Here is a 23,765-nt window from a genome sequence, read left to right on the forward strand (position 1 = left end):
ATGCAGTACCCGCAATTCAACCGCGCCTCGCCCAACACCCCGCTGAGCGAGGAGGAGCTGGAACACCTGGACCAGTGGCTGCTGCAACTGGCCCAGTCCGGCCGCGACGGCGTGATGAGCCTGGACGGTCTGGACGGCTACCTCACCGCGCTGGCGGTGGGCCCGGCCAGCGTGCTCGACACCCTGCCCACCGCCGACTGGCTGCCCGCCGTCTGGGGGGGCGATGGTGACGACGGCGCCCCGTTCACCAGCAACCAGCAGCGCAAGCGCACGGTGGTGCTGGTGCTGCGGCATCTGCAGGCCATCCTCAGCACGCTGCGCGAACACCCCACGCTGTGGGAGCCGGTGTTCAGCCTGGCCGAGCACGAAGGCCACGAGTGGGCCGATGCCGGCGACTGGTGCACCGGCTTCCTGCAAGCCACCGACCTGGACCCGGCGGCCTGGGCGCCGCTGTTCGACGACCCGCAGCTCGGGCCCTTGCTGGTGCCGATCGCGCTGCTGGGCGGTGACGGCGAGGCGGACAACGAGGACCTCGACGATCCCGCGGTGCGCGAGTCGCTGAGCCGCGCCGCGGCCGAAGCGGCGCTGGCGCTGGCCGAGCGCGCCTGAGCATGGACCATCCGGCCGCCTGCCCCAACTGTGGCCAGGACCTGTCGGTGTGGCCGCAGGCGCGCCACTGCCCGAACTGCGGCCAGGAGACCCACCTGCACGCGCCCACGCTGTGGGAGTTCGTGCACGAGTTCATCACCCACTACGTGGCGCTGGAAGGCGCGCTGTGGCGCACGCTGCGGGGTCTGGCGGTGCCAGGCCGGCTGACGCTGGAGTACCTGGCCGGTCGGCGCCGTCTGTACCTGCTGCCGCTGCGCCTGTACCTGAGCTGCAGCTTCGTGTTCTTCCTGGCGCTCAAGCTCAATGCCACCCCGCCCGAGATCGAGGTGCAGCGCTCCGGGGCCGAGTCGGCCGCGGTGGCGGTCGATGAGCTGCAGACCGAGGCCGATGAGCTGCTGGCGGCCTGCCAGGCGCCTGCGCCGGCGTCGGCCGTGGCCTCGGCGGCCAGCCGTCCCACCGAGGCGCAGTGCCGCGACGCCCAGCGCCTGCAGGCGGTGGCCCAGGGCATCGCCAGTGCCGCCTCCGGTGCGGCCAGTGGAGGCAACCTGGCCAACAGTGCCCGGGTGCTGGCCTGGGCACCCTACGCCATGTTCCTGATGCAGCCGGTGTTCGCCGCCCTGCTGAAGCTGCTCTACCTGGACCGGCGGCGCAGCTATGGCGAGCACTTCGTGTTCTCTTTGCACCTGCACAGCGCGTGGTACCTGCTGCTGCTGGCAGCCATGGCCCTGCCGGGCCCGGTGGACATGCTGCCGCTGCTGGGCCTGCCGGTGTATGCGGTGCTGGCGATGCGGCGCGTGCACGGGTCACCCGGAGCGGGCCGCCTGGCCGGCATGGTGGTGACCAGCCTGGTCTACTGCACGCTGCTGGTGGCCGCCGCGGTGGGCATGGCCTGGCTGGCGATGGGGTCGGGTCACTGAGCCGGCCCTCAACCGCCCGGCGTTTCAGCCGATAACGGTGATGGATGAATCCCTTGGAGTCCCGATCCGTGAACTGGCTCGCCCTGGCCTACAGCAGTGTGCCGACCCGCCCGATGAGCGCGACCGACCTGGGCAACCTGTTGCTCCAGGCCCGGATGTTCAACGCCAGCCAGGGCGTCAGTGGCGTGCTGTTGTACGACAGCGAACGCTTCCTGCAGTACCTGGAAGGCCCGCCCGACGGCGTCCAGCGCGTCTGGGACCGGGTGTCGGCCTCACCCCGCCACCGCGAGCTGCACGTGCTGTGGCGCGAGCCGATCGATACTCGCCTGTTCGCCGACTGGCAGATGGGGTGCCTGGAGGCGCCGGCCTCGCTGCTGCAGCGCCTGGCCAATGAGCAATGGCGCATCGCCCAGGCCGTGGCCGAGCGCCGGCAACCGCTGTCGCCGGCGCTGGCGCTGCTGCGCCAGTTCGCGAGCGGTGATCAGCGCGAGGCGTTGGGGAAGAACAGCGGCTCGCCGTTGATCTTGTAGGCGCTGATGCTGGCCTGGCCGGCCGGTGACACCACCCAGTCGGCGAACTGCTGGGCCAGCGCGCTCTTCACGTGCGCAAACCTGGCCGGGTTCACCACCATCACGCCGTACTGGTTGAACAGCTTCTTGTCGCCCTCGACCAGCACGCTGAGGTCCTGGCGGTTCTTGAAGTTCAGCCAGGTGCCGCGGTCGGTCAGCACGTAGGCGCCGGTGGAGGCGCCCATGTTCAGCGCCGGACCCATGCCGCAGCCGCATTCCTTGTAGCCGGCCGGCTTGGCCGTGCCCAGGTCGACCCCGGCGCCCTTCCACAGGCGCAGCTCGGCGGCGTGGGTGCCGCTCTTGTCGCCGCGCGAGATGAAGCTGGCGCCCGCCGCGGCCAGCTTGCCGAAGGCGGCCCCGATGTCGCCGCCCTTGACCTTGGCCGGATCCGCCGCCGGGCCGACCAGCACGAAGTCGTTGTACATGACGTTGCGGCGCTGGGTGGAGAAGCCGTCAGCGACGAACTTCTCCTCGGCGGCGGTGTCGTGCACGAAGAGCACATCGGCATCGCCGCGGCGGCCCATGTCCAGCGCCTGTCCGGTGCCCACCGCCACCACGCGCACCTCGATGCCGGTGGCCTGCTTGAAGGCCGGCAGCAGGTGGCCGAACAGGCCCGACTGCTCGGTGGAGGTGGTGCTGGCCATCACGATGAACTTGTCGTCCGCCCAGCTGGGCAGGCTGAGGGTGGCGACGGCGGCGGCCAGCGCCAGGCCCAGCTGGCGGCGGGTGAAGGGACTCAGGTCCATGGGAGTTCTCCTTTGAGGAACAGGCTGACCTCGGGGTCGAGGTCGGTGCGATGGAAGAGCTCGTCGGTGGGCAGGTCGGCCAGCACGCGGCCGTGGTCCAGGCAGACAACCCGCGTGCTCAGGCGCTTGACCTGACCGAGGTTGTGGCTGGTCAGCACCAGGGTCATGCCGTCGCGGGCGAATTCATCGATCAGCGTCTCGACCTCGCGCTTGGCGCTGGGGTCCAGGCTCGCCGTGGGCTCATCCAGGAACAGGATGTCGGGCTGCAGCGCCCAGGCGCGGGCCAGGGCCAGGCGCTGCTGCTGGCCGCCCGACAGCGCCCGCGCCGGTCGCCGGGCCATCTCCGCCAGGCCCACGCGCTCCAGCGCCAGCCGGGCGCGCTCGGCACGCTGCGCGGCCGCCACGCCGCGCAGCCACAGCGCCAACGTCAGGTTGTGCCAGGCCGACAGGCGCAGCAGGAAGGGGTGCTGGAACAGCATGGCCGCCACCAGCGGCCGGTGCAGCGTGCGCTGGCCCTGGTGCGCCTGCAGACCGTGGAGCAGGCGCAGCAGCGTGGTCTTGCCCGAGCCGTTGGGGCCGATCAGCGCCAGGCGTTCGCCGCGCGACAGCGTCAGGTGCAGCGGCTGCAGCGCGCAGACGCTGCCGAAGTGCACACTGGCACCTGCCAGGCTCAGCAGCGGTTCGGCCAGCAGGGTGGCGGCGTCGGACCTCATGCCAGCGCCCGGGCCTCGGTGACCGAGGATTCGCTGCCCGGCAGCAGCGCCGCCAGGCCGTTGAGCAGGCCCACCACCGCCAGCAGCAGCAGGCCCAGCGCCAGCGCCAGCGGCAGGTCGCCCTTGCTGGTCTCCAGCGCGATCGAGGTGGTCATCACCCGCGTCACGCCATTGATGTTGCCGCCGACGATCATCACCGCACCCACCTCGGCGATCGCCCGGCCGAAGGCGGTGAGCAGGATGGTCAGCACCGCCAGGCGCTCGTGCATCAGCATCAGGCCGGCTGACAGCATCGGCCCGGCACCCAGCGAGCGCAGCTGGTCACCCCCCTCGGCCAGCGCGCCCAGCACCACGCGGCGGGTCAGCGCGGCGATCAGGGGCACCACCAGGATGCTCTGCGCGATCACCATGGCCGTGGGCGTGAACAGCAGGCCCCAGTCGCCCAGCGGCCCGGAGCGCGACAGCAGCAGGTAGACCAGCAGGCCCACCACCACCGAGGGCAGGGCCAGCAGCGTGTTCAGTGCCCAGACCAGCGTGCCCTGGCCGGGGAAGCGGGCCACGGCCAGCCAGGCGCCCAGCGTCAGCCCGATCAGCGCGCCGAGCAGGCAGGCGGTGGCGCTGACGCGCAGCGACAAGGCGACGATCCGCCAGAGCTCGGGGTCGGCGGCCAGGATCAGTTGCAGTGCGCGCTGCAGGCTCTCGGACAGGGTGTTCATGCGGGGGCGGCGCGATTCTGGCGGGCGCCCTGGCGCAAGGCGATATGCATGGCATTGCATATCATGGCGAACGTCGCTTGGCGCCGACAATCGCCACCCTTCCCACCGCTGCCGTGCCCGTCCCCATGCCCGAACTCGGACCTTCCCCCCTGGCCGCTGGCCATGAACTGCCGGTTGACGAGGCGCGCCGCCGCGTGCTGGCCACGCTGCGGCCGATCACCGACCAGCAGACGGTGCCGCTGACCCAGGCGCTGGGCCGGGTGCTGGCCGAGCCGGTGGTCTCGCCGATCGACGTGCCGGCGCATGACAACTCGGCGATGGACGGCTACGCCTTCCGCGGTGCCGACCTGGCCGCCAGCGGCGAGACCCGGCTGACGGCCTTGGCCGAGACCGTGTTTGCCGGCGCGCCGACCTCACCGGCGGTGCCGCCCGGCCACGCGGTGCGCATCATGACCGGCGCGGTGATGCCCGAAGGCCTGGACACCGTGGTGCCGATCGAGCTGTGCCGCGTCGATGCGGACGGCGTGCACATCGCCCCCGGCGTGCTGCGTCCGGGCGAGAACCGGCGTCCGCAGGGCGAGGACCTGGCCCAGGGCAAGCCGGCGCTGGCCGCCGGCACGGTGCTGGGCCCGGCCGAACTGGGCCTGGTGGCCTCGCTGGGCATCGAGACCGTTCCGGTGCGTCGCCGCCTGCGCGTGGCCCTGTTCTCCACCGGCAACGAGTTGCGCACGCTGGGCCAGCCGCTGGATCCGGGCTGCATCTACGACAGCAACCGCTACAGCCTGATGGCCGCGCTGCAGCGCCTGGGCGTGGAGGTGCTGGACCTGGGCCTGGTGCCCGACGACCCGGCCGCGCTGAACGCCACGCTGGACCGCGCGATCGCCGAGGCCGACGTGGTGCTGACCAGCGGCGGCGTCAGCATGGGCGACGCCGACTACACCCGCGACCTGCTGGCGGCGCGCGGCCAGGTCGATTTCTGGAAGGTGGCGATGCGCCCCGGCCGGCCCTTCGCCTTCGGCCCGCTCGACGGGCCCGGCGGGCGGCGTGCCTGGCTGTTCGCGCTGCCGGGCAATCCGGTGGCGGCGCTGGTCACCTACTACGTCTTCGCCCGCGAGGCACTGCTGGTGCTGGCGGGCGCCACTGCACGCCCGCTGCCGGCGCTGCGCGCGCGCAGCGTGGCGGCGATCCGCAAGCGCCCCGGGCGCAGCGAGTTCCAGCGCGGCATCGTCGAGCCCGCCGAGGGCGGTGGCTGGCAGGTCCGCCTGACCGGCGCCCAGGGCGCCGGCATCCTGCGCAGCATGGCCGAGGCCAATGCGCTGGTCTGCCTGCGCCACGACCAGGGGAGCGTGGCGGCGGGCGACGAGGTCGAGGTCTGGCTGTTCGACGGCCTGCGCTGAGCGGCGTCACACGCGCTAGCACGGGCCCGCACCGGTGTGCGAGGCTGGAGCAATTGCCCCGTGTTTTCCCGGGGATTTGAGCGCCGCGCGTCCGGTCCAACCCTGAGTTTTCGGCCCTGCAGCGACTGGCACGCCACTTGCCGGGAAGAACTCCCGGAACGCCCCGGAAGTGCCAGGGCGTGACAACGCGAAGCCCCCGCTACAGGAGACAACCCATGCGCATGAAACTGCTTGCCCTGCTGATCACGCTCGGCACGGCCCAGATGGCCCAGGCCGTCGTCACCGACCAGATGATCGAGAACGACGCCAAGTCCCCCGGCGACGTGCTGTCGTGGGGTATCGGTACCCAGGGCCAGCGCTTCTCGCCGCTGGCCAAGATCAACACCGGCAACATCGGCAAGCTGGTGCCGGCCTGGTCCTTCTCGTTCGGTGGCGAGAAGCAGCGCGGCCAGGAGTCGCAGCCGGTCATCCACAACGGCAAGATGTTCGTCACGGCCTCGTACTCGCGCATCTACGCGCTGGACGCTGCCACCGGCCAGAAGCTGTGGAAGTACGAGCACCGCCTGCCCGAGGGCATCATGCCCTGCTGCGACGTGATCAACCGCGGCGCCGCGCTGTATGACAACCTGGTCATCTTCGCCACGCTGGACGCCCAGCTGGTGGCCCTGAACCAGGACACCGGTGACGTCGTCTGGAAGGAGAAGATCGACAACTACGCCGACGGCTACTCCGCCTCGGCCGCGCCGATCATCGCTGGCGGCCTGCTGCTGACCGGCGTGTCCGGCGGCGAATTCGGCGTGGTGGGCCGCGTCGAGGCGCGCAACCCCAAGACCGGCGCGCTGGTCTGGGTGCGCCCGACCGTCGAAGGCCACATGGGCTACAAGTTCGACGCCAACGGCAACAAGACCGAGAACGGCATTTCCGGCACCCAGGGCAAGAGCTGGCCGGGCGACCTGTGGAAGACCGGCGGCGCGGCCACCTGGCTGGGCGGCACCTACAACGCCAAGACCGGTCTGGCCTACTTCGGCACCGGCAACCCGGCGCCGTGGAACAGCCACCTGCGCAAGGGTGACAACCTCTTCAGCTGCTCGACCGTCGCCATCGACGTGAAGACCGGCCAGATCGTCTGGCACTACCAGAACACGCCCAACGACGGCTGGGACTTCGACGGCGTCAACGAGTTCGTCACCTACGACGACGGCAACCAGGTGCTGGGCGGCAAGGCCGACCGCAACGGTTTCTTCTACGTCAACGACGCCAAGACCGGCAAGCTGGTCAACGCCTTCCCCTTCGTCAAGAAGGTCACCTGGGCCACCGGCATCGACCTGAAGACCGGCCGCCCGAACTTCGTGCCTGAGAACCGCCCGGGCGACCCCACCGCCGGCGCCGACGGCAAGAAGGGCCAGAGCGTCTTCGCCGCCCCGTCCTTCCTGGGCGGCAAGAACCAGATGCCGATGGCCTACAGCCCGCAGACCGGCCTGTTCTACGTGCCGGCCAACGAGTGGGGCATGGAGATCTGGAACGAGCCGATCACCTACAAGAAGGGCGCGGCCTACCTGGGCGCCGGCTTCACGATCAAGACGCTGAACGACGGCCCGATCGGCGCGCTGCGCGCGATCGATCCGAAGTCCGGCAAGATCGTCTGGGAAGCGCCGAACAACGCCCCGCTGTGGGGTGGTGTGCTGACCACCGGCGGCAACCTGGTGTTCTGGGGCACGCCGGAAGGCTACCTGCAGGCCGCCGATGCCAAGACCGGCAAGATCGTCTGGAAGTTCCAGACCGGCTCAGGCGTGGTCGCGCCCCCGGTCACCTGGGAAGACAAGGGCGAGCAGTACGTGGCCGTGGTCTCCGGCTGGGGCGGCGCTGTCCCGCTGTGGGGCGGCGACGTGGCCAAGAAGGTCAGCTTCCTGGAGCAGGGCGGCTCGGTCTGGGTCTTCAAGATGACCAAGTGACCGCTGGCTGACCCGCCAACGCACCGAGGGCCCCGCAAGGGGCCCTTTTTCGTGGGTGGTCGGCGGCGGCCTGATGTGCCGCAGATGCATCCTGAACACAGCGCATGGCGCTTGTTGCACAGCAGGATGGTCTCGCGGCACGATCGGCTGTTGCCGGATCATGAGCCCAAGACATGACCCGCAGGCGGATCCGCTGCTCCCTGCGTTTGGCTCAAGGCCCAGGACCCCGACAACGACGGCACGGTGGACCTCGAGGCGCCCAAAAAGCCCGGCTGGCCGCGCGCTGCTCAAGCTGGTCCGCTGAGTCCCGGGCAAGTCAGCAGCCTCGGTCCCTGAACGCACGGCGTCCAGGGCCCTTGTTCCGCCTCAGTACTGCCAGCGCAGACCCACCTGGATGGCGCGTGGCGCACCGGGCGCCACGAACAGCGCCGCGGTGTCGTCGCCGGTGAACTGGCCCTGCGCATCGAACTGCGTGGCGGCCAGCGCGCCAAAGCTGGCGTAGCGCCGGTTGAAGGCGTTGGTGATCCGACCGAACAGTTCCAGCCCCTTGACCTGCGCAGGCTTCCAGGTGGCGCGCAGGTTGACCAGCGCATAGCCTGGCAGCGACAGATCGACGCGTTGGCCCGCGCCGTCCTCCAGCAGACCGTCCTCATTGCCCGACACGCCGCGGCCCGACAAGGCCTGCAGGTCGGCGCCCAGGCTCCAGCCGCCGCCCACGCGCCAGTCGGCGCTGAGCTTGAACTGGTGGCGCGGCAGGCCGGCGATACGTGTGCCGGGGGTGATCGTGACGTTGCGCTCGCCCATGCGCAGCACGCCGCTGGCCTGGTAGGTGGCCTCGAGGTGGCTGTAGCCGGCGCCCAGCTCCCACTCGCCCAGCGTCCATTGCGCGTCGAGGTCCAGGCCCTGGTGGCGGGTGCGGGGGAAGTTGGCGAAGTAGCCCAACTGGCCGGTGATGCTGGTGCTGCGGAACAGGATGTCGTTGCGGTTGTCGGTGCGGTAGGTGGTGATGCTGCCCTTGACGCCGCCGGGCAGCGCGAAGCGGGCGCCGCCCTCGAAGCTGGTGGCGATCACCTGCTTCAGGTAGGGATCGGATTGCAGGCCGGCGGGCAGGCGGCAGGGCTCCTCGGGGTCGGCGCAGCCCAGCTCGATCACCGTGGGCACCCGGTTGTTGCGGGCCACGTTGGCGAACAGCGTCAGCGCCGGGCTCAGCCTGTGCGCCACGCCCAGGGCCGGGTTGACGCTGGTGTAGCGGAAGCGCTCGTGGGGATGGGCCTCGAACAGGCCGGTGTCATCGTTGATCGAGGACAGGGTGTTGCCCACCTGGGCCCAGTTGATGCGCACGGCGCCGGTGAGGTGGGTCTCGGGCGCGACCTGCCAGGTGTCGCTGGCATAGACGCCAGCACTGGTGGACGTGCCGCTGACCGTGGCGCTCAGCTCGGGGTCTTCGCCGGCGATCGGCTGCACGCCGCGCGTCGCGTCAAACATGCCGGCCTGTTCGGTTTGCTCGTAGTGCACCGTGGCGCGGTCCAGCGCCGCACCCAGCTGCCACTGGTGCGCGCCATGGCGGCCCGACAGCGCCAGCGCCACGCCGGCCGACTTCTGCTGCGTGGCGGTGCGGTTGAAGGTGGCGTTGGGCTCGTCCTCGTCGGCCAGGGGCTGGCGCTGGGCGGCGGCCTCGGCCTCGTCGTCCGCGCCGTCGCCATTGATCGTGGTGCGGCGCGAGTCGCGCATGTAGACCAGTGACTCCAGCGTGGTGCGCCCATCCAGCTGACGGCGCCACTGGGCGCTGAGCTGAAGCAGCTGGTTGCGGGTCAGGTCGGGGTGGGTGAAGACGGCGGCGCGGTCCAGCGCGCCCAGGTCGGGCGTGCGCTCGCCGTTCTCGTCCAGCGTCACCAGCGGCACCAGGCCGTTGCCGACCAGGCGGCTGCGGCCGGCCTGCAGGCTGACGACGATGTCGTCATCGCCCACCTGACGGCCGATCTTGAACAGCCCATTGGCCAGCCGGCCGGCGGAGTGATCGCGCCAGCCGGTCTCATCGAACAGGCCCACGCCCGCGTAGTGGTGCCAGCCCTCGTCGTGGCTGCCGCCGTGCGAGAGCTCGAACTTCTTGCGGCCAAAACTGCCCAGCGAGGCCTCGCCACGAAGGCCTGGCGCCGTCAAGCCGGTGGCGGTGGTCAGCGACAGTGCGCCACCCAGCGTGTTCAGGCCAAAGGCCGGGTTGGCACCGGGCACCAGAGACAGGCTGTGCAGCGCGAACTCGGGCACCATGTCCCAGTTGACGACGTCACCGAAGGGCTCGTTGAAGCGCACACCATCGACATAGACCGACACACCTTGCGCCGCGCCCAGGATGCCCGAGGCCCGGTAGCCGCGAAAGGTCAGGTCGCCCTGGAAGGGGCTGCCCTGGATGTCATTGACCTGGGCGCCGGGTACGCGCCGGCCCAGGAAGTCGGTGGTGTTGTCGGCCTGCGCCTCATCCAGCGCGGCGCGGCGCACGACCTGGGTGCCGTAGGGCAGGGCATTGCGGTCCACGCCCTGGCCGGGCAGCGGCGAGGTGCCGACCACCTCGACCTGCTGCGGCGCTGTCTGCGCTGCCAGCGGACCACTCATGCCCAGCAGGGCGGCACTGCACAGTGCCAGGCGCACGGACAATGCGCAGCGGGTTTCAGGGTGAACCCGGTGGGGAGCGGGCATGGAACTTGTCTCCTCGAATCATTGTTGGGAATACATCGTCATGGAAGCAAGCCAGGTTCCTGAACCCGCGGGAAGACTTCCCGAACCGCCGCTCACCCTGCCGCGCCTGGTGATGCGCCGTGCCGCCTGGGTGGCTGTGGCCGGGGTGCTGCTGTGGGCGGTGATCGGGCTGGCGCGCATGGCCGCCGACGTCGACGAGGAACTGGATGGCGCGCGCGCCCTGGCCAGCCTGTTCGAGCGTCTGGCCAGCGCCAGCGCCATGCCCGACCCCGACCGTGCCCGCCGCCTGCTGGCGCCCGGCCCCGGCGACGGCCCGACCCGGCACCTGCAGCTGCGCGTCACCGACGCCAGCGGCGGCACGCTGCTGGTGGCCGAGCCCGAGGGCCAGTTGCCGGCGCCGGTACAGGCTGTCCTGGCGGCGGTCGAGTCCGTGTTCGGCGACACACCGTCGTTCACCGTGGCCTGGATGCAGCCGCGGCCTCAGGGCGAGGCCTGGCAGGTGGCGCTGACCGCGCGGCCGCAGAGCGAGCGCGCGGAGGCCTTGATCGGCCTGGGCGTGGACACGCTGCTGCTGGCGCTGGTGGTGCTGGGCATGCTGGTGGCGATCGGCTGGAACACGGGTCGCGCGCTGGCCCCGCTGGCGCGCCTGGTGGCGGCGATCGGCGAGATGGGTGACGGCGAGGGCCGGCACCCCGGCGTGCGGCGCCTGCCCGCGATGCCGGTGGCCGAGCTGGAGACCATCGCCGGTGCCTTGCGCCACCTGGATGGCGAGCTGGCCACCGCGCAGGCCCAGCGCCGCCAGCTGGCGCGCCAGCTGCAGGTGCTGCAGGAGGAGGAGCGCCAGCGCCTGGCCCAGGAGCTGCACGACGAATTCGGCCAGCACCTGACCGCGCTGCGGGCCAACGCGGCCTGGCTGCAGCGCCGTCTGGCCGGCCAGGACGAACTGGCCGGCGTGGCGCGCGAGATGGCGCAGCAGTGCGAGGCCATCCAGCAGGACGTGCGCGGTGTGCTGGCGCGCTTGCGGCCACCCGGCACCGACGAGGCGCCGACCCTGCTCAGCGTGGGTCACATGCTCGACGCGCTGCAGCGCGCCTGGCCGCGCGGCGCGGCCGATGCCACCCGCCTGGTGCTGGACCTGCAACTGCAGGACGCCCAGGGCCAGCCCCTGGACTGGGCGCTCGCCGCGCAGTGGCCCCTGTCGGCCGAGACGGCGATGGTGCTCTACCGCATCAGCCAGGAGGCCCTGAGCAACGTGGCCCGCCATGCGCAGGCCAGCACGGCCCGGCTGACCATCCAGGCGCGGCTGCGGGCCGAGGGCCGCGGCCTGGGCCTGGACTGGTCGGTGCAGGACGACGGCCGGGGCATCGCCGACCCGGCGGCCGCGCTGCAGCAGGGCAGCGGACTGGCCGGCATCAAGCAGCGCCTGTGGTCGCTGGGCGCCGAGCTGACGGTGCACCCCGCCCGCCCGGGCACGCTGCTGGCCGCCCACATCGAGGTCGACCTGCCGGAGACTGTCCATGGTTGAGTTGTCCGCCCCACTGGTGCCGATCCGCGTGGCCCTGGCCGACGACCACGCGGTGGTGCGCGAGGGCTACCGCCGGCTGCTGTCGCTGGAGTCCGACCTGGTGGTCTGCGGCGAATTCGCCGACGCCGACGCGGTATTCGACGCCCTGCAGCGCGGCAGCCTGGCCGCCGATGTGCTGGTGCTGGACCTGAGCATGCCCGGACGCAGCGCGCTGGACCTGCTGCGCCGCATCCAGGCGCACTGGCCGGCGCTGCGGGTGCTGGTGTTCTCGATGCACGAGGACCCGGCACGGGTGCAGCAGGCGCTGCGCGCCGGCGCGCTGGGCTACATCACCAAGAGCAGCCCACCCGAGGACCTGGTGGCCGCGGTGCGCCATGTGGCGCGTGGCCAGGCGGTGCTGTCGTCCGACATTGCCGCGCATGCCCAGGCGCCGGCCGGTCCGCTGCCGCACCTGTCGCTGAGCCCGCGTGAATTCGAGGTGCTGCGTGGCCTGCTGCAGGGCCAGGCGCTGGAGCAGATCGCCGAGCAGCTGCACATCAGCCCGAAAACGGTGTCGAACCTGCAGACCCAGCTGCGGCAGAAGCTGGGCGTGGCCAATGCGGTGGAGCTGCTGCGCTATGCACAGCAGCACGGCCTGATGCCCTGATGCCCTGAGGCGCGCTCAGCCCTTGTTGGCCGCCAGCCCCAGGCGCTCGACGGTGCGCTTCTCGGCAGCAAAGGCCTCGCGCATGGCGGCACCGTACTCCTCGGGGCCCAGGTACATGGGCTCCTGGTCGTACTTGGCCAGCTCGGCCAGGTGCGCGGGGTCGAACAGCGCGGCCTTGAAGGCGTCGTGCAGCACCTTGACCACGGCCGGGCTCATGCCGCGCGGGCCGGCCAGGCCATAGGGCGAGCTGGCGACGATGCCGTGTCCCAGCTCCTTGAGCGTGGGCACGGTGTTCCAGCGCTTGTGGCGGTGTTCGCCGAAGGTCACCAGCAGGCGCAGCTTGCCGCTCTCCACAAACGGCGCAAAGCCATTGCTGTTGATGCCCACCTGCACCTGACCCGAGGCCACCGCCAGCATCTGCTCGGCCGTGCCCTTGTAGGGCACGTGGTTGTAGCTCAGGCCCTTGCGCGCCATCAGTTCGTCCATCACCACGTGCGGTGTGGTGCCGACGCCATTGGTCGAGATGGTCAGTTCGCCGGGCTTGGCCTTGGCAGCGGCGAACAGGTCGTCCAGGGTCTTGAAAGGGCTGCCCGCCGCGACCACGATGCCGAAGGTCACGCCGGTGAGCTGGATGATGGGCGTGGTGTCGCGGATCGGGTCCCACTGCACCTTCTGCGTCCAGGGCATGCGGAACACCGGCTGCGGCATCTGGGCCACGGTATAGCCATCGGGCGCGGCCTGCTGCAGCACCGGCATGGCCAGCGTTCCGCCAGCGCCCGAGCGGTTCTCGGTGATCACCTTCTGGCCCAGGTGGCGGCTGGTCAGCTCGGCCAGCAGGCGCATCGTCAGGTCGGTGGCGCCGCCGGCCGGCCAGGGCACCCACAGCGTCACGGGGCGGCTGGGAAAGCCGTCGGGCGCCTGGGCCTGCGCGGCGGGCCACGCGGCGCCCAGGCCCAGCGCGGCCAGGGCCTGCAGCGCGGCACGGCGATCGGGGTTCATTGCCATTCGGTCAGTTCCATCGTCAGGGTGCCACCGGTCAGGAAGGTCGAGTTGGCGGGCTCTTCGCGCACCAGCTTGACCAGGCCGACTCCGGGGCAGTACCACTCGCGCGTGGTCAGCGGCATGTCCTTCCAGCCCACCACCGGGTCGGCGAACAGGCGCAGCGTGGCGATGCCGCGCACGCGCAGGCAGCCGCTGAAGTCGCCGGCCGCGGTTTTGACCGCCTCGCCCAGCGCCTCGATCGTGTAGTTCATCGGGATGCTGGGGTGGCTGTGGCGGATCTCGGGCGGGAACTCCTGGCGCCGCCGCAGCAGGTAGGCGGTGGTGGTGGCCTGCCAGCCGGTGCCCACGGCCAGCGGCGCCTTGAGCACGTAGCGGGGCAGGGCGTCCTTCTTCGGCTCGTCGTCCAGATCGGACTTGGTGGCCACGCGGAAGATGCCGGTGTCGTCGCTGCGCAGCCAGTAGTCGATACCGTCATCGCTGCGGCGGTGCCAGGCGCTGCCGTCGGCCAGGCTGTCGCGGCCCAGGCTGCGCAGCACCCGGGTCTCGGTCTCGGTGGTGTTGTTCTCGTACTCGCTGCGGACCTGGTAGGTCCAGCGGTGGCCATCGTCGAGCGGGAACAGCTCGGTGCCGGGCGGCTTGGAGCAGCCCGCCAGCAATGCACAGGCCATCAGGGGCGGAACCAGGCGCAGCATCATTTCTCGGGCAGCTGGGGCACGGGCATGTCGCGGATCTTGACTTCCTGCTCGTCGCTGCCGGGCCGCAGCCAGGCCAGGCCGCGCTTGCCGGCCTTGGGCGTGGCCGTGCCCATCTGGCTGACGCCCTGGCGGGCCTTCTTCATGCCCTCGTTGAGCAGGCTGTGCAGGTCCTTGGTGTAGGGCAGCTTGTAGGCCCGCGGCTGGGCGCTGGGCTTGCCGTTCTCGATCGCGTTGACCCACACGTACAGCGCCCCGGCGCTCTTGTTGCTGGGCTCCTCGATCACCGCGGCCAGCAGCGCGAAGCGCTCGGGCAGGGCATCCGGGGTGGGCCAGCCGCTGAGCTGGTGCACGGCCTCGTCGGCGTAGAAGTAGAAGACCGCCACGCCGGTGACCAGCAGGGCCTTCAGCCAGGCCGGCCAGCGCGACTGCAGCAGGGCCAGGGCGCACAGCAGCAGCAGCACGCTGAAGGAGAGCACGACGGCGAGCGTCATCGGTTCAGATCCTCTCGACCAGGGTCTTGGGCAGGGTGTTGATGTTGGTGACGCTGCCGTCGGGCAGCAGCGTGAAGCGCACGGCCGTGGCCTCGTCGCCCTTGCGGGCGACGCTGACCTGGCCGTAGTAGACGACTTCGGCGCGCGGGTTGACCTTGATGACCGAGACCGTCACCTCGACCGGCTGCCCGTCCTTGGAGTCGTAGTAGTGCACGTTGACCGTGTACTCGCCGGCGGCGATGCCGCGCAGCGTGACGACTTCCTGGTTCAGCGGGTTGCTGATCTGCTTGCCGTTGATGACGATGGTGTCATTGGCCAGCCCGCGGTCATCACGGTCCAGGTGCATCATGCCGGCCTCGCGGGCGCGGAACCACACCAGGTTGCCACCCGGGTCCTGGACCCAGGTGTCGATGTCGTTGGGGTTCATGTCCGGCCAGGACACGTTGATGATGTACTCGGCCTTGGCCGGGATGTCCCCGGCCTTGAGCGCCTTGGGGTTCATCGCCAGCAGCGCCACGATGAAGCAGAACACGAAGGCGATCAGCATGTTGAACAACATGTCGTAGAACGGATCGACCTCGGGCTCGCGGGCGTGGCGGCGGCTGGGCATGGCTCAGCTCCGTGCGGTGGCGAAGCGGCGCAGCCCCTCGCGCTGGCAGTCGGCCACCAGGGTGTCGGCAAAGCGGTCCAGCCGGGTGAGCTGCAGGCCCAGCAGGATGTTGCCCACCAGGCCCACCATCGTGGTCAGCAGCGCGATGCCCAGACCGGCGGTCAGGCTCTTGAGCAGGTCCTGCGACTGCGAGGCGTCAAAGCTCTGCAGCTGGCCGATGTGCAGTGCCAGCACCGAGAAACCGATCACCTTGCCCAGCAGGCCCAGCTTGAGCTGGATGCCGTTGACCCACCAGGCGGTCTGGTGCGGGCCGTGGCTGTCTTCCAGCAGCAGGTCCAGCGGCGCCGCGCTGTCGCGGGGCGTACTGTCCAGGGCGCGCAGGTACTCGCCGGCCCAGCCCTGCAGTTGCGTCAGCGGCGTGCCGGCACGGGCGGCCTCCAGATGGCGGCGCTGGCGCTCGAGTTCACGGCTGCGGGCGCCGGCCCACAGCGTGGACGTGGCAAAGACGACGATGATCACCAGCGTCAGGCCGGTGGGATCGGAGGTCAGCAGCAGCGCCCAGACGCCGCGCACGCCCAGCAGCCAGGTGCCGAACAGCATCAGACCGCCCAGCGCCAGCCATTCGAACAGCAGCGGCTCGCTCTCGCGCAGCGCGGCGCCCGGCGCTGCGCCGGCGGGGCGGCGCAGCGCACCCAGCAGTTTCATCATCAGGCTGGTCCTCCGGGACCCCGTTTGGTGAGTGCACCGAAGCCGCGCTGCGGGTCGTAGCCCCAGGCCGCCAGCGCAAAGCACAGCGCCAGCGTGCCCAGCACCACCAGCGGGGCGATGCCGGGGTCCTTGCCGTACAGTGCAAAGCGCAGCCATTCGACCGCATGCGTGAAGGGGTTGAAGCGGGCGATCCACCACACCCACTCGGCGCCCGATTCCTCGAGCTTCCACAGCGGGTAGAGCGCGGTGGACATGAAGTACATCGGGAAGATGACGAAGTTCATCGTGCCGGCGAAGTTCTCGAGCTGCTTGATGTGCACGCTCAGCAGCAGGCCCAGCGCGCCCAGCATCAGCGCCGCGCCCACCGCGGCGGCCAGCACCATCGGTGTCTGCGGACCGAGCAGCGGCAGCTCGGTGCCCAGCGCCCAGGCCACCAGCACGAAAGCCAGCGCCTGCAGCAGCGACAGCGCGGCCGTGGCGCACAGCTTGGCCAGCAGGATCCACCACCTGGGCAGCGGCGCGGTCAGCAGCAGGCGCATCAGGCCCATCTCGCGGTCGTAGACCATGGCCAGGCTGGACTGCATGCCGTTGAACAGCAGCACCATGCCCACCAGGCCGGGCGCGATGTAGACGTCGTAGGGGATGTAGGTGTCGTAGGGTTCGTTGACGGCGATGCCGAAGACATTGCGAAAGCCCGCGGCGAACACCGCCAGCCACAGCAGCGGCCGCACCAGTGCCGAGGCCAGGCGGCCGTACTGGCGCAGGAATTTCAGCACCTCGCGGCGGACGATGGCCCACAGGGCCTGCAGCGCATGTCGCAGGTTCATCCGCCCCTCGCCTTGCACAGCTTCTCGCCCTGGTCCGCGCCCAGGGTGTCGAGCACGTTCTTCGGATGCAGCACGCCGTCGACCGGCGCCAGCGACACCACGCCCTGGCCGTCGGTCATCAGCAGGCGCTGGCGCAGCTGGCCGTCCCAGGCGCGGAAGCTCATCGACACGCCCTTGGAGCCGTCCAGCTCGACCTGGGCCAGCGCCGCCTGCATCTCGGCGGGCTTGCCCTTGGGCACGGCCAGCACCGCAGCGGCCAGCGCCTTGCCGGCCATCCAGGCGGCCCAGTCGGCCTGCTGCATGGCCCGCCCGCTGGCGTTGCGCGCAAAGCGGCGCGAGACCTGCGGCGCGCCGAAGCGGTCGAACTGGGCGTGCCAGCCCAGCGCGGTGAGGCCGGCGTCGCCCACCACCGGACGCGGCAGCACGGTGCGGTAGGGCAGGCTGCGGGCGAACTCGCCGTCGCTGTCGACCACCCAGACCGCGTCGTAGCTGCCGGTGGTCAGCAGGCGCGGGTTGGCCAGGTCGCGCTCGCGCGGGTCGGCCGACAGCTTGAACGGCTTGCTGCCGGCCAGCTTCAGGCCATAGCGCTTGATCGCCGCCTGCACCACGGCGGCGCGGCGCTGGTCGTTGGCCGAGGGGCCGGTCAGCAGCAGCACCTGCTGCCAGCGCTGGCTGGCCAGGGTCTGGCCGATGGCGTCGGCGCGCATGCGCTCGGAGGGGATCAGGTGGTACAGGCGCGGCCGGCAGTCGGCCTCGCGCAGGCGGTCTTCCGGGTTGCCCACATTGAGCACCGGCAGCTTGGCGCCATCGGCCGCAGCCAGCGTCCAGGCGGCAGGCAGGTCGGTCACCAGGGCCAGTGCGCCGGCCTTCTCGGCCTTCTGGGCGGCGGCCTTGGCGGCGTCGGGCGAGGCCACCGACACCACGTCCAGCGCCAGGCCGTGGCCGGCCGCATCGAGCTCGAGCTGGCTGTCCTTCAGTGCCATCTGCAGGCCGTCCTGGGCCGGCCCCGTGGGGTGGCCGAAGTAGGCGCGCTCGACGCGGTTGCGCTCCAGCCGCGGGTCGTCGTCGGGCAGCAGCAGCGTCACGCGCAGCGGCGCAGCCGAGGCGCTGGCGGCGGCCAGCGCAAGCAGGCAGGCCAGCGGCTTCATTCGGCGAGCAGCGCGGCGTAGGGCACGCGTCCGACCGGGATGCTCTTGAGGGCCTTGGCGCTGGCGATGTCGACCACGGTGACGTCGTCCGACAGGCCGTTGACCACCCACAGCTTCTGGCCGGCCTTGTCCAGCGAGACATTCCAGGCCCGCTTGCCCACCAGCACGGTGTCGGTCACCTGGCGGCTGGCCACGTCGACGAAGGCCACGCGGTTGGCCTGGCCGAGCGCCACGAAGGCACGCCGCCCGTCCTTGCTCATCACGATGCCCACCGGCGTGATGTCGCTGGCGCGCAGGCCCTTGACCTCGAACTTCAGCGTGGCCACCACGCTGAGGTCCCTGGTGCTGACGATGCTGACGCTGGCGCCCAGCTCGTTGGTGACCCACAGCTGGCTGCCGTCCGGGGTGAGCACCATGCGGCGCGGGCGCTTGCCCACGGCGATGTTCTTGACCACCTTGCCGGCCGCCGGATCGACCACGTGGACCAGGCTGGCGACCTCGGAGGTGACGTAGACGTGCTTGCCATCGGGCGCAGTCAGCACGCCCTCGGGCTCCTCGCCCACCTTGACGGCCTTGAGCTGCTTGCCGCTGGCGGCGTCCAGCACCAGCAGCTCGCCTTCCTCTTCGGCGCTGACGTACATCAGCTTGCCGTCGGGTGAGAGGTCGAAGGCCTCGGGGTCGTCGCCCATCGGGATGCGGGCCACCGACTTGCGGCTGGCCAGGTCGATGATGTCGGCCTGCGAGGAATCGCCGCAGGCGACCATCATCCGCTTGCCGTCGGGCAGCACGCGCAGGTGGCGCGGGCGTTTGCAGGTGGGCACGGTGCCGGTGACGCCCATCGTGGCCATGTCGATCAGCGTCAGCGCATGGTCCTTCTCGCTGCTGACCCAGGCGGTGCCCTGGGCCTGGGCGGCGGCGGCCAGCAGCAGGCCGAGCAGGGGAATCAGGGTGGGCTTCATGTGGTGGCCTTGATGAAAGCTTCTTCGAGCTGGGCGGCTCCCAGTTGTTCCGCGACCTGGGCCGGTGGCCCATCGGCCAGCAGCCGGCCCTTGTGCAGCACCAGCACGCGGTCGGCGGCCTCGGCTTCCTCCACCAGGTGCGTGGCCCACAGCACCGAGGTGCCACGCGCGGCCACGTCGGCGCGCACCGCGGCCAGCAGGTCGCGCCGCGACTTCGGGTCCAGGCCCACCGTGGGCTCGTCCATCAGCAGCAGCTTCGGGTGGTGCAGCAGCGCGCGCACCAGCTCGACCTTGCGCCGGTTGCCGCCCGAGAGCTCGCGCACCGGACGGTCCAGGTCGGCCGTGGTGCCCAGCGCCTGGCAGCCGGCGTCGATGCGTTCGCGCGCCAGCGCGCCTGGCAGGCCGTGCAGGTCGGCGTGGAACTGCAGGTTGCGCCGCACCGACAGGTCCAGGTCCAGCGACATCTGCTGGAACACCACGCCGATGTGGGCCAGCGCCTTCACGGCCGAGCGACTCAGCGACAGGCCGGCCACCTGCACCTCGCCACCATCGGCGACGAACAGGCCGGTGAGCACCTGGAACAGCGTGGACTTGCCGGCGCCATTGGGGCCGAGCAGCGCCACGAATTGACCGGCCGGGATGGCGACGCTGAGGCCGGCCAGGGCGGTGCGTTCTCCGTATCGCTTGGTCAGGGACTGGATCTCGAGCATGAAACGGGGTGAGGTCAGAGTTCGATCACCATACCGTCATAGGCGGGCTCGAAACCATCCCGACCGACCCCACTGGCGCTGCGCGCCAACAGCACCTTGCGCTGCGCCCGCCAGTCGGGCACGGGAAGGTGTCCCGACTCGGGCCAGGTGGTGCGGTCATCGAGCAGCACGCAGTCGGCGCTGCTGAGCCAGTCGAGCTGCGGTTCACCCAGCGCCTGGCCCCCTGCGGCACAGAACAGTCGCTGGCCGGTGCGGTGGTCCAGCACCGCCAGCGCGATGCTGTGGCCCACGGCCACCGGCGCCTCGTGCGGCTCCAGCACGCGCGGGGCCAGCGCATCGGTGGCCAGCGCGGTGAACTCCAGGTCGGGCAGACCCTCGACGCGGAAGCTGGCCGACAGGGTTTCGCCGGCCACCGGGATCACATGCCAGTGCACACCGCAGTAGCGCTGCAGCACCTGCAGCACCGGCATGTCCTGGCTGAGCACCTCGAACACCGCCGGCGTGGCGTACAACGCGATGGGTGCGCCATCGCGCAGGCTCAGCAGGCCGCTGACGTGGTCGACCTGGGCGTCGGTCAGCACGACCGTGCGCACCTCGGCATCGGCCAGGCCGGCGTGGTGGCGCAGCGTGGGGTCGGCCACCAGCTGGTCGGCCACATTGGGCGCCACATTGAGCAGCGCCCACTGCTCACCGCGGTCGGACAGCGCGATCGCGCCATGCCGGCTGGTGGGCGCGGGCTCCAGGCCGGCCCGCTGCGCATCGGCCGCGCCACCGCCTCGCAGCACGACGAGCTTCATCGGGGCCTCCCGGGACACCCGTGCGGTCTTGCGGCAAGATCCATGGAATGAAGCACATGTCTCCCTGTCATCGGAGCCCTCCGGTGCAAGACACATGCCCGCTGTCTGGGCGACAGTCTGTCGCCCCGACAGCCCGATTCCGCGGGCTTGCCCGGGGGCTGGTGCGCCGTGGTTGTCACGCGCTGCGGGCGCTTTGTCCGGCCTTGGCACAGGGTTTGTACGGGGCCGCGTTGGGGCTCGGCCTGCTGCTGACCCCGCCGGCCCAGGCCGCTTGTGCCGGTCCGGCGGGGCAGCTGCGGGCGATCGGGCCCGGCGCCTGGTGGCTGCCAGCGGCCAGCGGTGACAGCGACGCGATCAACCGCGGCGCCACCGCCAACCTGTGGGCACTGCGCCAGGGCCGGTCCCTGTGGCTGGTCGGCGGCGCCGGCACCCCGGTGCTGGCGCGGCAGGTGGCCTGCCTGCTGCGCGAGGCCGGCGCCGGCCGGGTCACCGACGTGATCCTGCCCTGGCCGCATGCCGAGCTGACGCTGGGGGCCCGGGCCTTCGAGGGGGCGCGCCTGTGGGTGCATGCCGACACCGCCGAGGCCATGCGCCAACGCTGCCCGCGCTGCGTCGAGCGCATGGCCCAGCGCCTGGGGGCGGCGGCAGCCGACCTGGGGGACGACCCGATCCCGCGCCCCACCCATGTGTTGCACGGCGCACAGGGCCGCGTCGGGCCGTTCGACTGGTGGCGACTGCAGCGGTCCGATGACACCGCGGTGCTGGCGCTGCGCTGGCACGGCCGGGCCCTGTGGAGCGCCCACAGCCTGGCCTGGGGCGACGGCCCGCCGGACCTGCGCGATGGCGAGGCGCTGCAGCTGGCGCGCTCCATCGACCAGTTGCTGGCCCGGATGCCGGCCTCGGCGCGCGTGCTGCCCGAGCAGGGCCCGTGGATGACGCCGGTGCAACTGCGCCGCCAGCGCGATGAGCTGCATCAGCTGGTGGATGCGGTGGACGCCGCGCTTCGGCGGGGCGACCTGGTCACCGACGCGCCCCCCGCCGCGCTGTCTGGGCGCCACCCGCGCCAGGCCCTGAACTGGCAGCGCACCTGGTCGCAGCGCGAGGCCGCGCTGTTCTGAGCGCTGCCAAGCCTGGCCCTGCGGGGACAGGGAGGCCCGGGGCGCCGCGGCGTTGCCGGGTGCGGCGGCGGCCGCTCAGCTCTGCCAGCGCAGCTTGCGGTAGATCGTGTTGCGGCTGATGCCCAGGCGCTTGGACGCCTCGGAGATGTTGCCGCCGGCCTGCTCGACGGCCTGGCGGATGGCCTCGAGTTCCAGGTCCTGCAGCGAGCGCGGGCCGGCGCTGGCAGCCGCGGGCGCGGCCGGGGCTGGTGGCGCGGACAAGGCTGGCGCCGGCTCGGCCGGCGCCGGGGCGGCCGCCAGGGCGACGGCGGGCGAAGCCGCCGGCACCTCGGCATGGGCGCGCCGCGCCCAACCGCGCTGGGCGTCGTCGATGAAATCGTCCGACAGGTGGTCGCGCGTGATCACGCTGTCACCGGCCGCCATCACGGCCGCGGTGCGCAGCACATTGAACAGCTGGCGCACGTTGCCCGGCCAGTCGCAGGACTGGAACAGGCGCAGCACGTCGGGTGCCAGGCTGAGGCGGCGCTGCGGGCTCTGCTGGTCCAGGATGCGTTGCACCAGGGCCAGCAGGTCCGTGCGCTCGCGCAGAGCGGGCAGGCGCACGGCCAGGCCGTTGAGCCGGTAGTACAGGTCCTCGCGGAACTGCTGGGCGGCGATCATCTCGCGCAGGTTACGGTGGGTGGCGCAGATGATGGCCACATCCACCGAGACCGACTTGGTGCTGCCCAGCGGCGTCACCTGGCGCTCCTGCAGCACGCGCAGCAGGTGGGCCTGCAGGCCGATCGGCATGTCGCCGATCTCGTCGAGGAACAGCGTGCCGCCGTTGGCCTGCACGATCTTGCCCACCGAGCCCTTGCGGCGTGCGCCGGTGAAGGCGCCTTCCTCGTAGCCGAACAGCTCGGCCTCGATCAGGGTGTCGGGGATGGAGGCGCAGTTCACCGCCACGAAGGGCTGGCGGGCGCGCTCGGAATCCTGGTGGATCGCCCGCGCCAGCAGCTCCTTGCCGGTGCCGGTCTCGCCCAGGATCAGCACCGGGATGTCGCGGTTGAGGACCCGGCGGATCTTGCCCACCACGGTCTCGATCTGGGCGTCGCCGGTGAGCAACTGCTTCAGGCCGGTGCCAGTGGCCGGCATCGCGGGGGTGGGCGGGGCAGCCATTTCCGGCAGGGCCGGCTTGGTGGTGTCGGTGCTGGTGCCCAGCGGGGGCGAGGTCTGCGCGGCTTCGGTCACGCTGGTCCAGACCGGCCAGTTGAAGCGCGCATAGACATGGAAGGGCCGCCCGTCGCTGGTTTCCACCTGCATGGGCAGCGCCAGTGGCGAGCGGAAGCGGTCGACCAGCGTGCCCACCGAGGTGCCGAACAGCGAGCCCAGGCTGTGCATGCGCAGCGCCGCACCCGACAGGCCCAGCTGTTCCAGCGCGCCGCGGTTGGCGCCGACGATCTTGCCGTCCGGCGCCACGGCCAGGATGCCTTCCATCAGCGTGCCGATGAACTCCACCCGGCTGTGCAGGTGCAGGCGCATGACGTTGCGGTAGTCGTCGGTCAGCCAGTGGTTCTCGATCATGCGCGCCGACATCTTCACCAGCGCCATCGTGTGCTGGTGGTAGCTGCGCTGGTCGCCCGACACGTCCAGCACGCCCAGGATGTTGCCGCGCGGATCCAGGATGGGCGCCGCCGAGCAGGTCAGGAAATGGTTGGCGTGCATGAAGTGCTCGTCCGCGTGGACCAGCGTGGGCACTTCGTCGATCAGGGCGGTGCCGACAGCATTCGTGCCCTTGCTGGACTCCGACCAGTTGGCCCCGGGCGCCAGCGCCACCTTGGCGGCGCGGCCGAGGAACTCGTCGTCGCCGATCGAGTGCAGGATGGTGCCGGTGGCGTCGGTCAGCACCACCATGCTCTCGGAGTTGATGATCTGCTCGAAGAGCATCTCCATCACCGGCGCGGCGTGGGAGTACAGCCGCAGGTTGCGCTCGCGCGCGACGGTCAGGTCGCTGCGGCCCACCGGCGAGTGGTCAGGGCGCTCGATGCGCGACAGACCGAGGGCGGCGCAGCGCTCGTGGGAGTGCTCGATCGCCGACTCGTGGGCCGGGTTGCGGCTGGTGCTGCGGGTCGCCGTCGCCGTGCGGGCGGCGGATTCCAGGCCGCGACGCTGTCGGCCGCCGCTGGCAGGGGGGTAGTAACCGCTCATGGGCCTTGTCTCCACCAGCGTGTGTGACA

23 protein-coding genes are annotated in these 23,765 nt (G+C 71.2%); 8 read left to right on the forward strand and 15 right to left on the reverse strand.

Annotated elements, in window-relative coordinates:
• The 3 genes from KAK03_RS17145 to KAK03_RS17155 all read left to right on the forward strand — a co-directional run bounded on the left by KAK03_RS17145 (position 1) and on the right by KAK03_RS17155 (position 2,056).
• Positions 1-609, forward strand: coding sequence for a UPF0149 family protein (locus KAK03_RS17145; RefSeq protein WP_210855600.1), 609 nt, complete (start codon positions 1-3; stop codon positions 607-609).
• Positions 610-611: 2 nt separating this feature from the next.
• Positions 612-1,526: a DUF3667 domain-containing protein gene (locus KAK03_RS17150; protein WP_210855602.1), complete on the forward strand. Its 915-nt coding sequence runs from the start codon at positions 612-614 to the stop codon at positions 1,524-1,526.
• Between the two features lie 68 nt (positions 1,527-1,594).
• Entirely contained in the window at positions 1,595-2,056 is a 462-nt protein-coding gene (locus KAK03_RS17155; protein WP_210855604.1) for a BLUF domain-containing protein, read from the forward strand.
• On the opposite strand, the gene KAK03_RS17160 is transcribed toward KAK03_RS17155, so the two are convergent.
• The 3 genes from KAK03_RS17160 to KAK03_RS17170 are packed head-to-tail and all read right to left on the reverse strand — an operon-like array spanning position 2,008 to position 4,270.
• Positions 2,008-2,841 (reverse strand): ABC transporter substrate-binding protein, encoded by an 834-nt coding sequence (locus KAK03_RS17160; protein ID WP_210855606.1) that lies wholly within the window; start codon positions 2,839-2,841, stop codon positions 2,008-2,010. The two genes, KAK03_RS17155 and KAK03_RS17160, sit on opposite strands and share 49 nt — an antisense overlap.
• Positions 2,832-3,554 carry an ATP-binding cassette domain-containing protein gene (locus tag KAK03_RS17165; protein WP_210855609.1) on the reverse strand — a complete coding sequence of 241 codons (723 nt, stop codon included), beginning with the start codon at positions 3,552-3,554 and terminating at the stop codon, positions 2,832-2,834. The genes KAK03_RS17160 and KAK03_RS17165 overlap by 10 nt, the downstream gene beginning before the upstream one ends.
• Positions 3,551-4,270, reverse strand: a complete 720-nt coding sequence (locus KAK03_RS17170; protein WP_210855611.1) for an ABC transporter permease — start codon at positions 4,268-4,270, stop codon at positions 3,551-3,553. The genes KAK03_RS17165 and KAK03_RS17170 overlap by 4 nt, the downstream gene beginning before the upstream one ends.
• A gap of 125 nt (positions 4,271-4,395) precedes the next feature.
• On the opposite strand from KAK03_RS17170, the gene moeA reads away from it, so the two are divergent.
• Both moeA and KAK03_RS17180 read left to right on the forward strand, forming a co-directional pair.
• Positions 4,396-5,667: a molybdopterin molybdotransferase MoeA gene (moeA, locus tag KAK03_RS17175; RefSeq protein WP_210855613.1), complete on the forward strand. Its 1,272-nt coding sequence runs from the start codon at positions 4,396-4,398 to the stop codon at positions 5,665-5,667.
• A 215-nt stretch (positions 5,668-5,882) separates the two neighbouring features.
• Positions 5,883-7,619 carry a PQQ-dependent methanol/ethanol family dehydrogenase gene (locus KAK03_RS17180; protein ID WP_210855615.1) on the forward strand — a complete coding sequence of 579 codons (1,737 nt, stop codon included), beginning with the start codon at positions 5,883-5,885 and terminating at the stop codon, positions 7,617-7,619.
• A gap of 366 nt (positions 7,620-7,985) precedes the next feature.
• Here the strand turns inward: KAK03_RS17180 and KAK03_RS17185 are convergent, their stop codons facing one another.
• Complete coding sequence (locus KAK03_RS17185; protein WP_210855617.1) at positions 7,986-10,313, reverse strand: TonB-dependent receptor; 2,328 nt, start codon at positions 10,311-10,313, stop codon at positions 7,986-7,988.
• Between the two features lie 112 nt (positions 10,314-10,425).
• Here KAK03_RS17185 and KAK03_RS17190 point away from each other — a divergent pair, with 112 nt between their 5' ends.
• A complete protein-coding gene (locus KAK03_RS17190; protein WP_210855619.1) occupies positions 10,426-11,838 on the forward strand; it encodes a histidine kinase in 1,413 nt (470 codons plus the stop codon).
• On the forward strand, positions 11,831-12,484 hold the full coding sequence (locus tag KAK03_RS17195; protein ID WP_210855621.1) for a response regulator: 654 nt from the start codon (positions 11,831-11,833) through the stop codon (positions 12,482-12,484). The genes KAK03_RS17190 and KAK03_RS17195 overlap by 8 nt, the downstream gene beginning before the upstream one ends.
• 15 nt (positions 12,485-12,499) lie before the next feature.
• Here KAK03_RS17195 and KAK03_RS17200 read toward each other — a convergent pair whose 3' ends face one another.
• From KAK03_RS17200 to KAK03_RS17245, 10 genes are read right to left on the reverse strand one after another with little or no spacing between them, the layout of a single operon-like run.
• Positions 12,500-13,489, reverse strand: coding sequence for a tripartite tricarboxylate transporter substrate binding protein (locus KAK03_RS17200; RefSeq protein ID WP_210855623.1), 990 nt, complete (start codon positions 13,487-13,489; stop codon positions 12,500-12,502).
• The gene (locus KAK03_RS17205; protein ID WP_247661231.1) at positions 13,480-14,178 is read right to left on the reverse strand and encodes a hypothetical protein; all 699 of its coding nucleotides are present in this window, start codon (positions 14,176-14,178) and stop codon (positions 13,480-13,482) included. Before KAK03_RS17205 ends, KAK03_RS17200 begins: the two co-directional genes overlap by 10 nt.
• Positions 14,178-14,672, reverse strand: a complete 495-nt coding sequence (locus KAK03_RS17210; RefSeq protein ID WP_210855627.1) for a hypothetical protein — start codon at positions 14,670-14,672, stop codon at positions 14,178-14,180. Before KAK03_RS17210 ends, KAK03_RS17205 begins: the two co-directional genes overlap by 1 nt.
• A 4-nt stretch (positions 14,673-14,676) precedes the next feature.
• Entirely contained in the window at positions 14,677-15,282 is a 606-nt protein-coding gene (locus tag KAK03_RS17215) for a hypothetical protein (RefSeq protein ID WP_210855630.1), read from the reverse strand.
• 3 nt (positions 15,283-15,285) lie between these two features.
• Positions 15,286-15,990, reverse strand: a complete 705-nt coding sequence (locus KAK03_RS17220) for a hypothetical protein (RefSeq protein ID WP_247661232.1) — start codon at positions 15,988-15,990, stop codon at positions 15,286-15,288.
• Entirely contained in the window at positions 15,990-16,817 is an 828-nt protein-coding gene (pedC, locus tag KAK03_RS17225) for a lanthanide ABC transporter permease protein PedC (RefSeq protein WP_210855632.1), read from the reverse strand. Before pedC ends, KAK03_RS17220 begins: the two co-directional genes overlap by 1 nt.
• On the reverse strand, positions 16,814-17,965 hold the full coding sequence (locus KAK03_RS17230) for a type 1 periplasmic-binding domain-containing protein (protein WP_210855633.1): 1,152 nt from the start codon (positions 17,963-17,965) through the stop codon (positions 16,814-16,816). The genes pedC and KAK03_RS17230 overlap by 4 nt, the downstream gene beginning before the upstream one ends.
• Positions 17,962-18,924 (reverse strand): PQQ-dependent catabolism-associated beta-propeller protein, encoded by a 963-nt coding sequence (locus KAK03_RS17235; RefSeq protein WP_210855636.1) that lies wholly within the window; start codon positions 18,922-18,924, stop codon positions 17,962-17,964. The genes KAK03_RS17230 and KAK03_RS17235 overlap by 4 nt, the downstream gene beginning before the upstream one ends.
• Positions 18,921-19,634 (reverse strand): lanthanide ABC transporter ATP-binding protein PedB/LutE, encoded by a 714-nt coding sequence (gene pedB, locus KAK03_RS17240; protein ID WP_210855637.1) that lies wholly within the window; start codon positions 19,632-19,634, stop codon positions 18,921-18,923. Before pedB ends, KAK03_RS17235 begins: the two co-directional genes overlap by 4 nt.
• Positions 19,635-19,648: 14 nt before the next feature.
• Positions 19,649-20,431 carry an MBL fold metallo-hydrolase gene (locus KAK03_RS17245; protein ID WP_210855639.1) on the reverse strand — a complete coding sequence of 261 codons (783 nt, stop codon included), beginning with the start codon at positions 20,429-20,431 and terminating at the stop codon, positions 19,649-19,651.
• A gap of 230 nt (positions 20,432-20,661) precedes the next feature.
• On the opposite strand from KAK03_RS17245, the gene KAK03_RS17250 reads away from it, so the two are divergent.
• Positions 20,662-21,549 carry an MBL fold metallo-hydrolase gene (locus KAK03_RS17250; protein WP_210855641.1) on the forward strand — a complete coding sequence of 296 codons (888 nt, stop codon included), beginning with the start codon at positions 20,662-20,664 and terminating at the stop codon, positions 21,547-21,549.
• Positions 21,550-21,624: 75 nt separating this feature from the next.
• On the opposite strand, the gene KAK03_RS17255 is transcribed toward KAK03_RS17250, so the two are convergent.
• Entirely contained in the window at positions 21,625-23,736 is a 2,112-nt protein-coding gene (locus KAK03_RS17255; RefSeq protein WP_210855642.1) for a sigma-54-dependent Fis family transcriptional regulator, read from the reverse strand.
• Positions 23,737-23,765: the final 29 nt, after the last annotated feature.

The organism is Ideonella alba (genome assembly GCF_018069845.1).
Classification (GTDB): Bacteria; Pseudomonadota; Gammaproteobacteria; order Burkholderiales; family Burkholderiaceae_C; genus Ideonella; species Ideonella alba.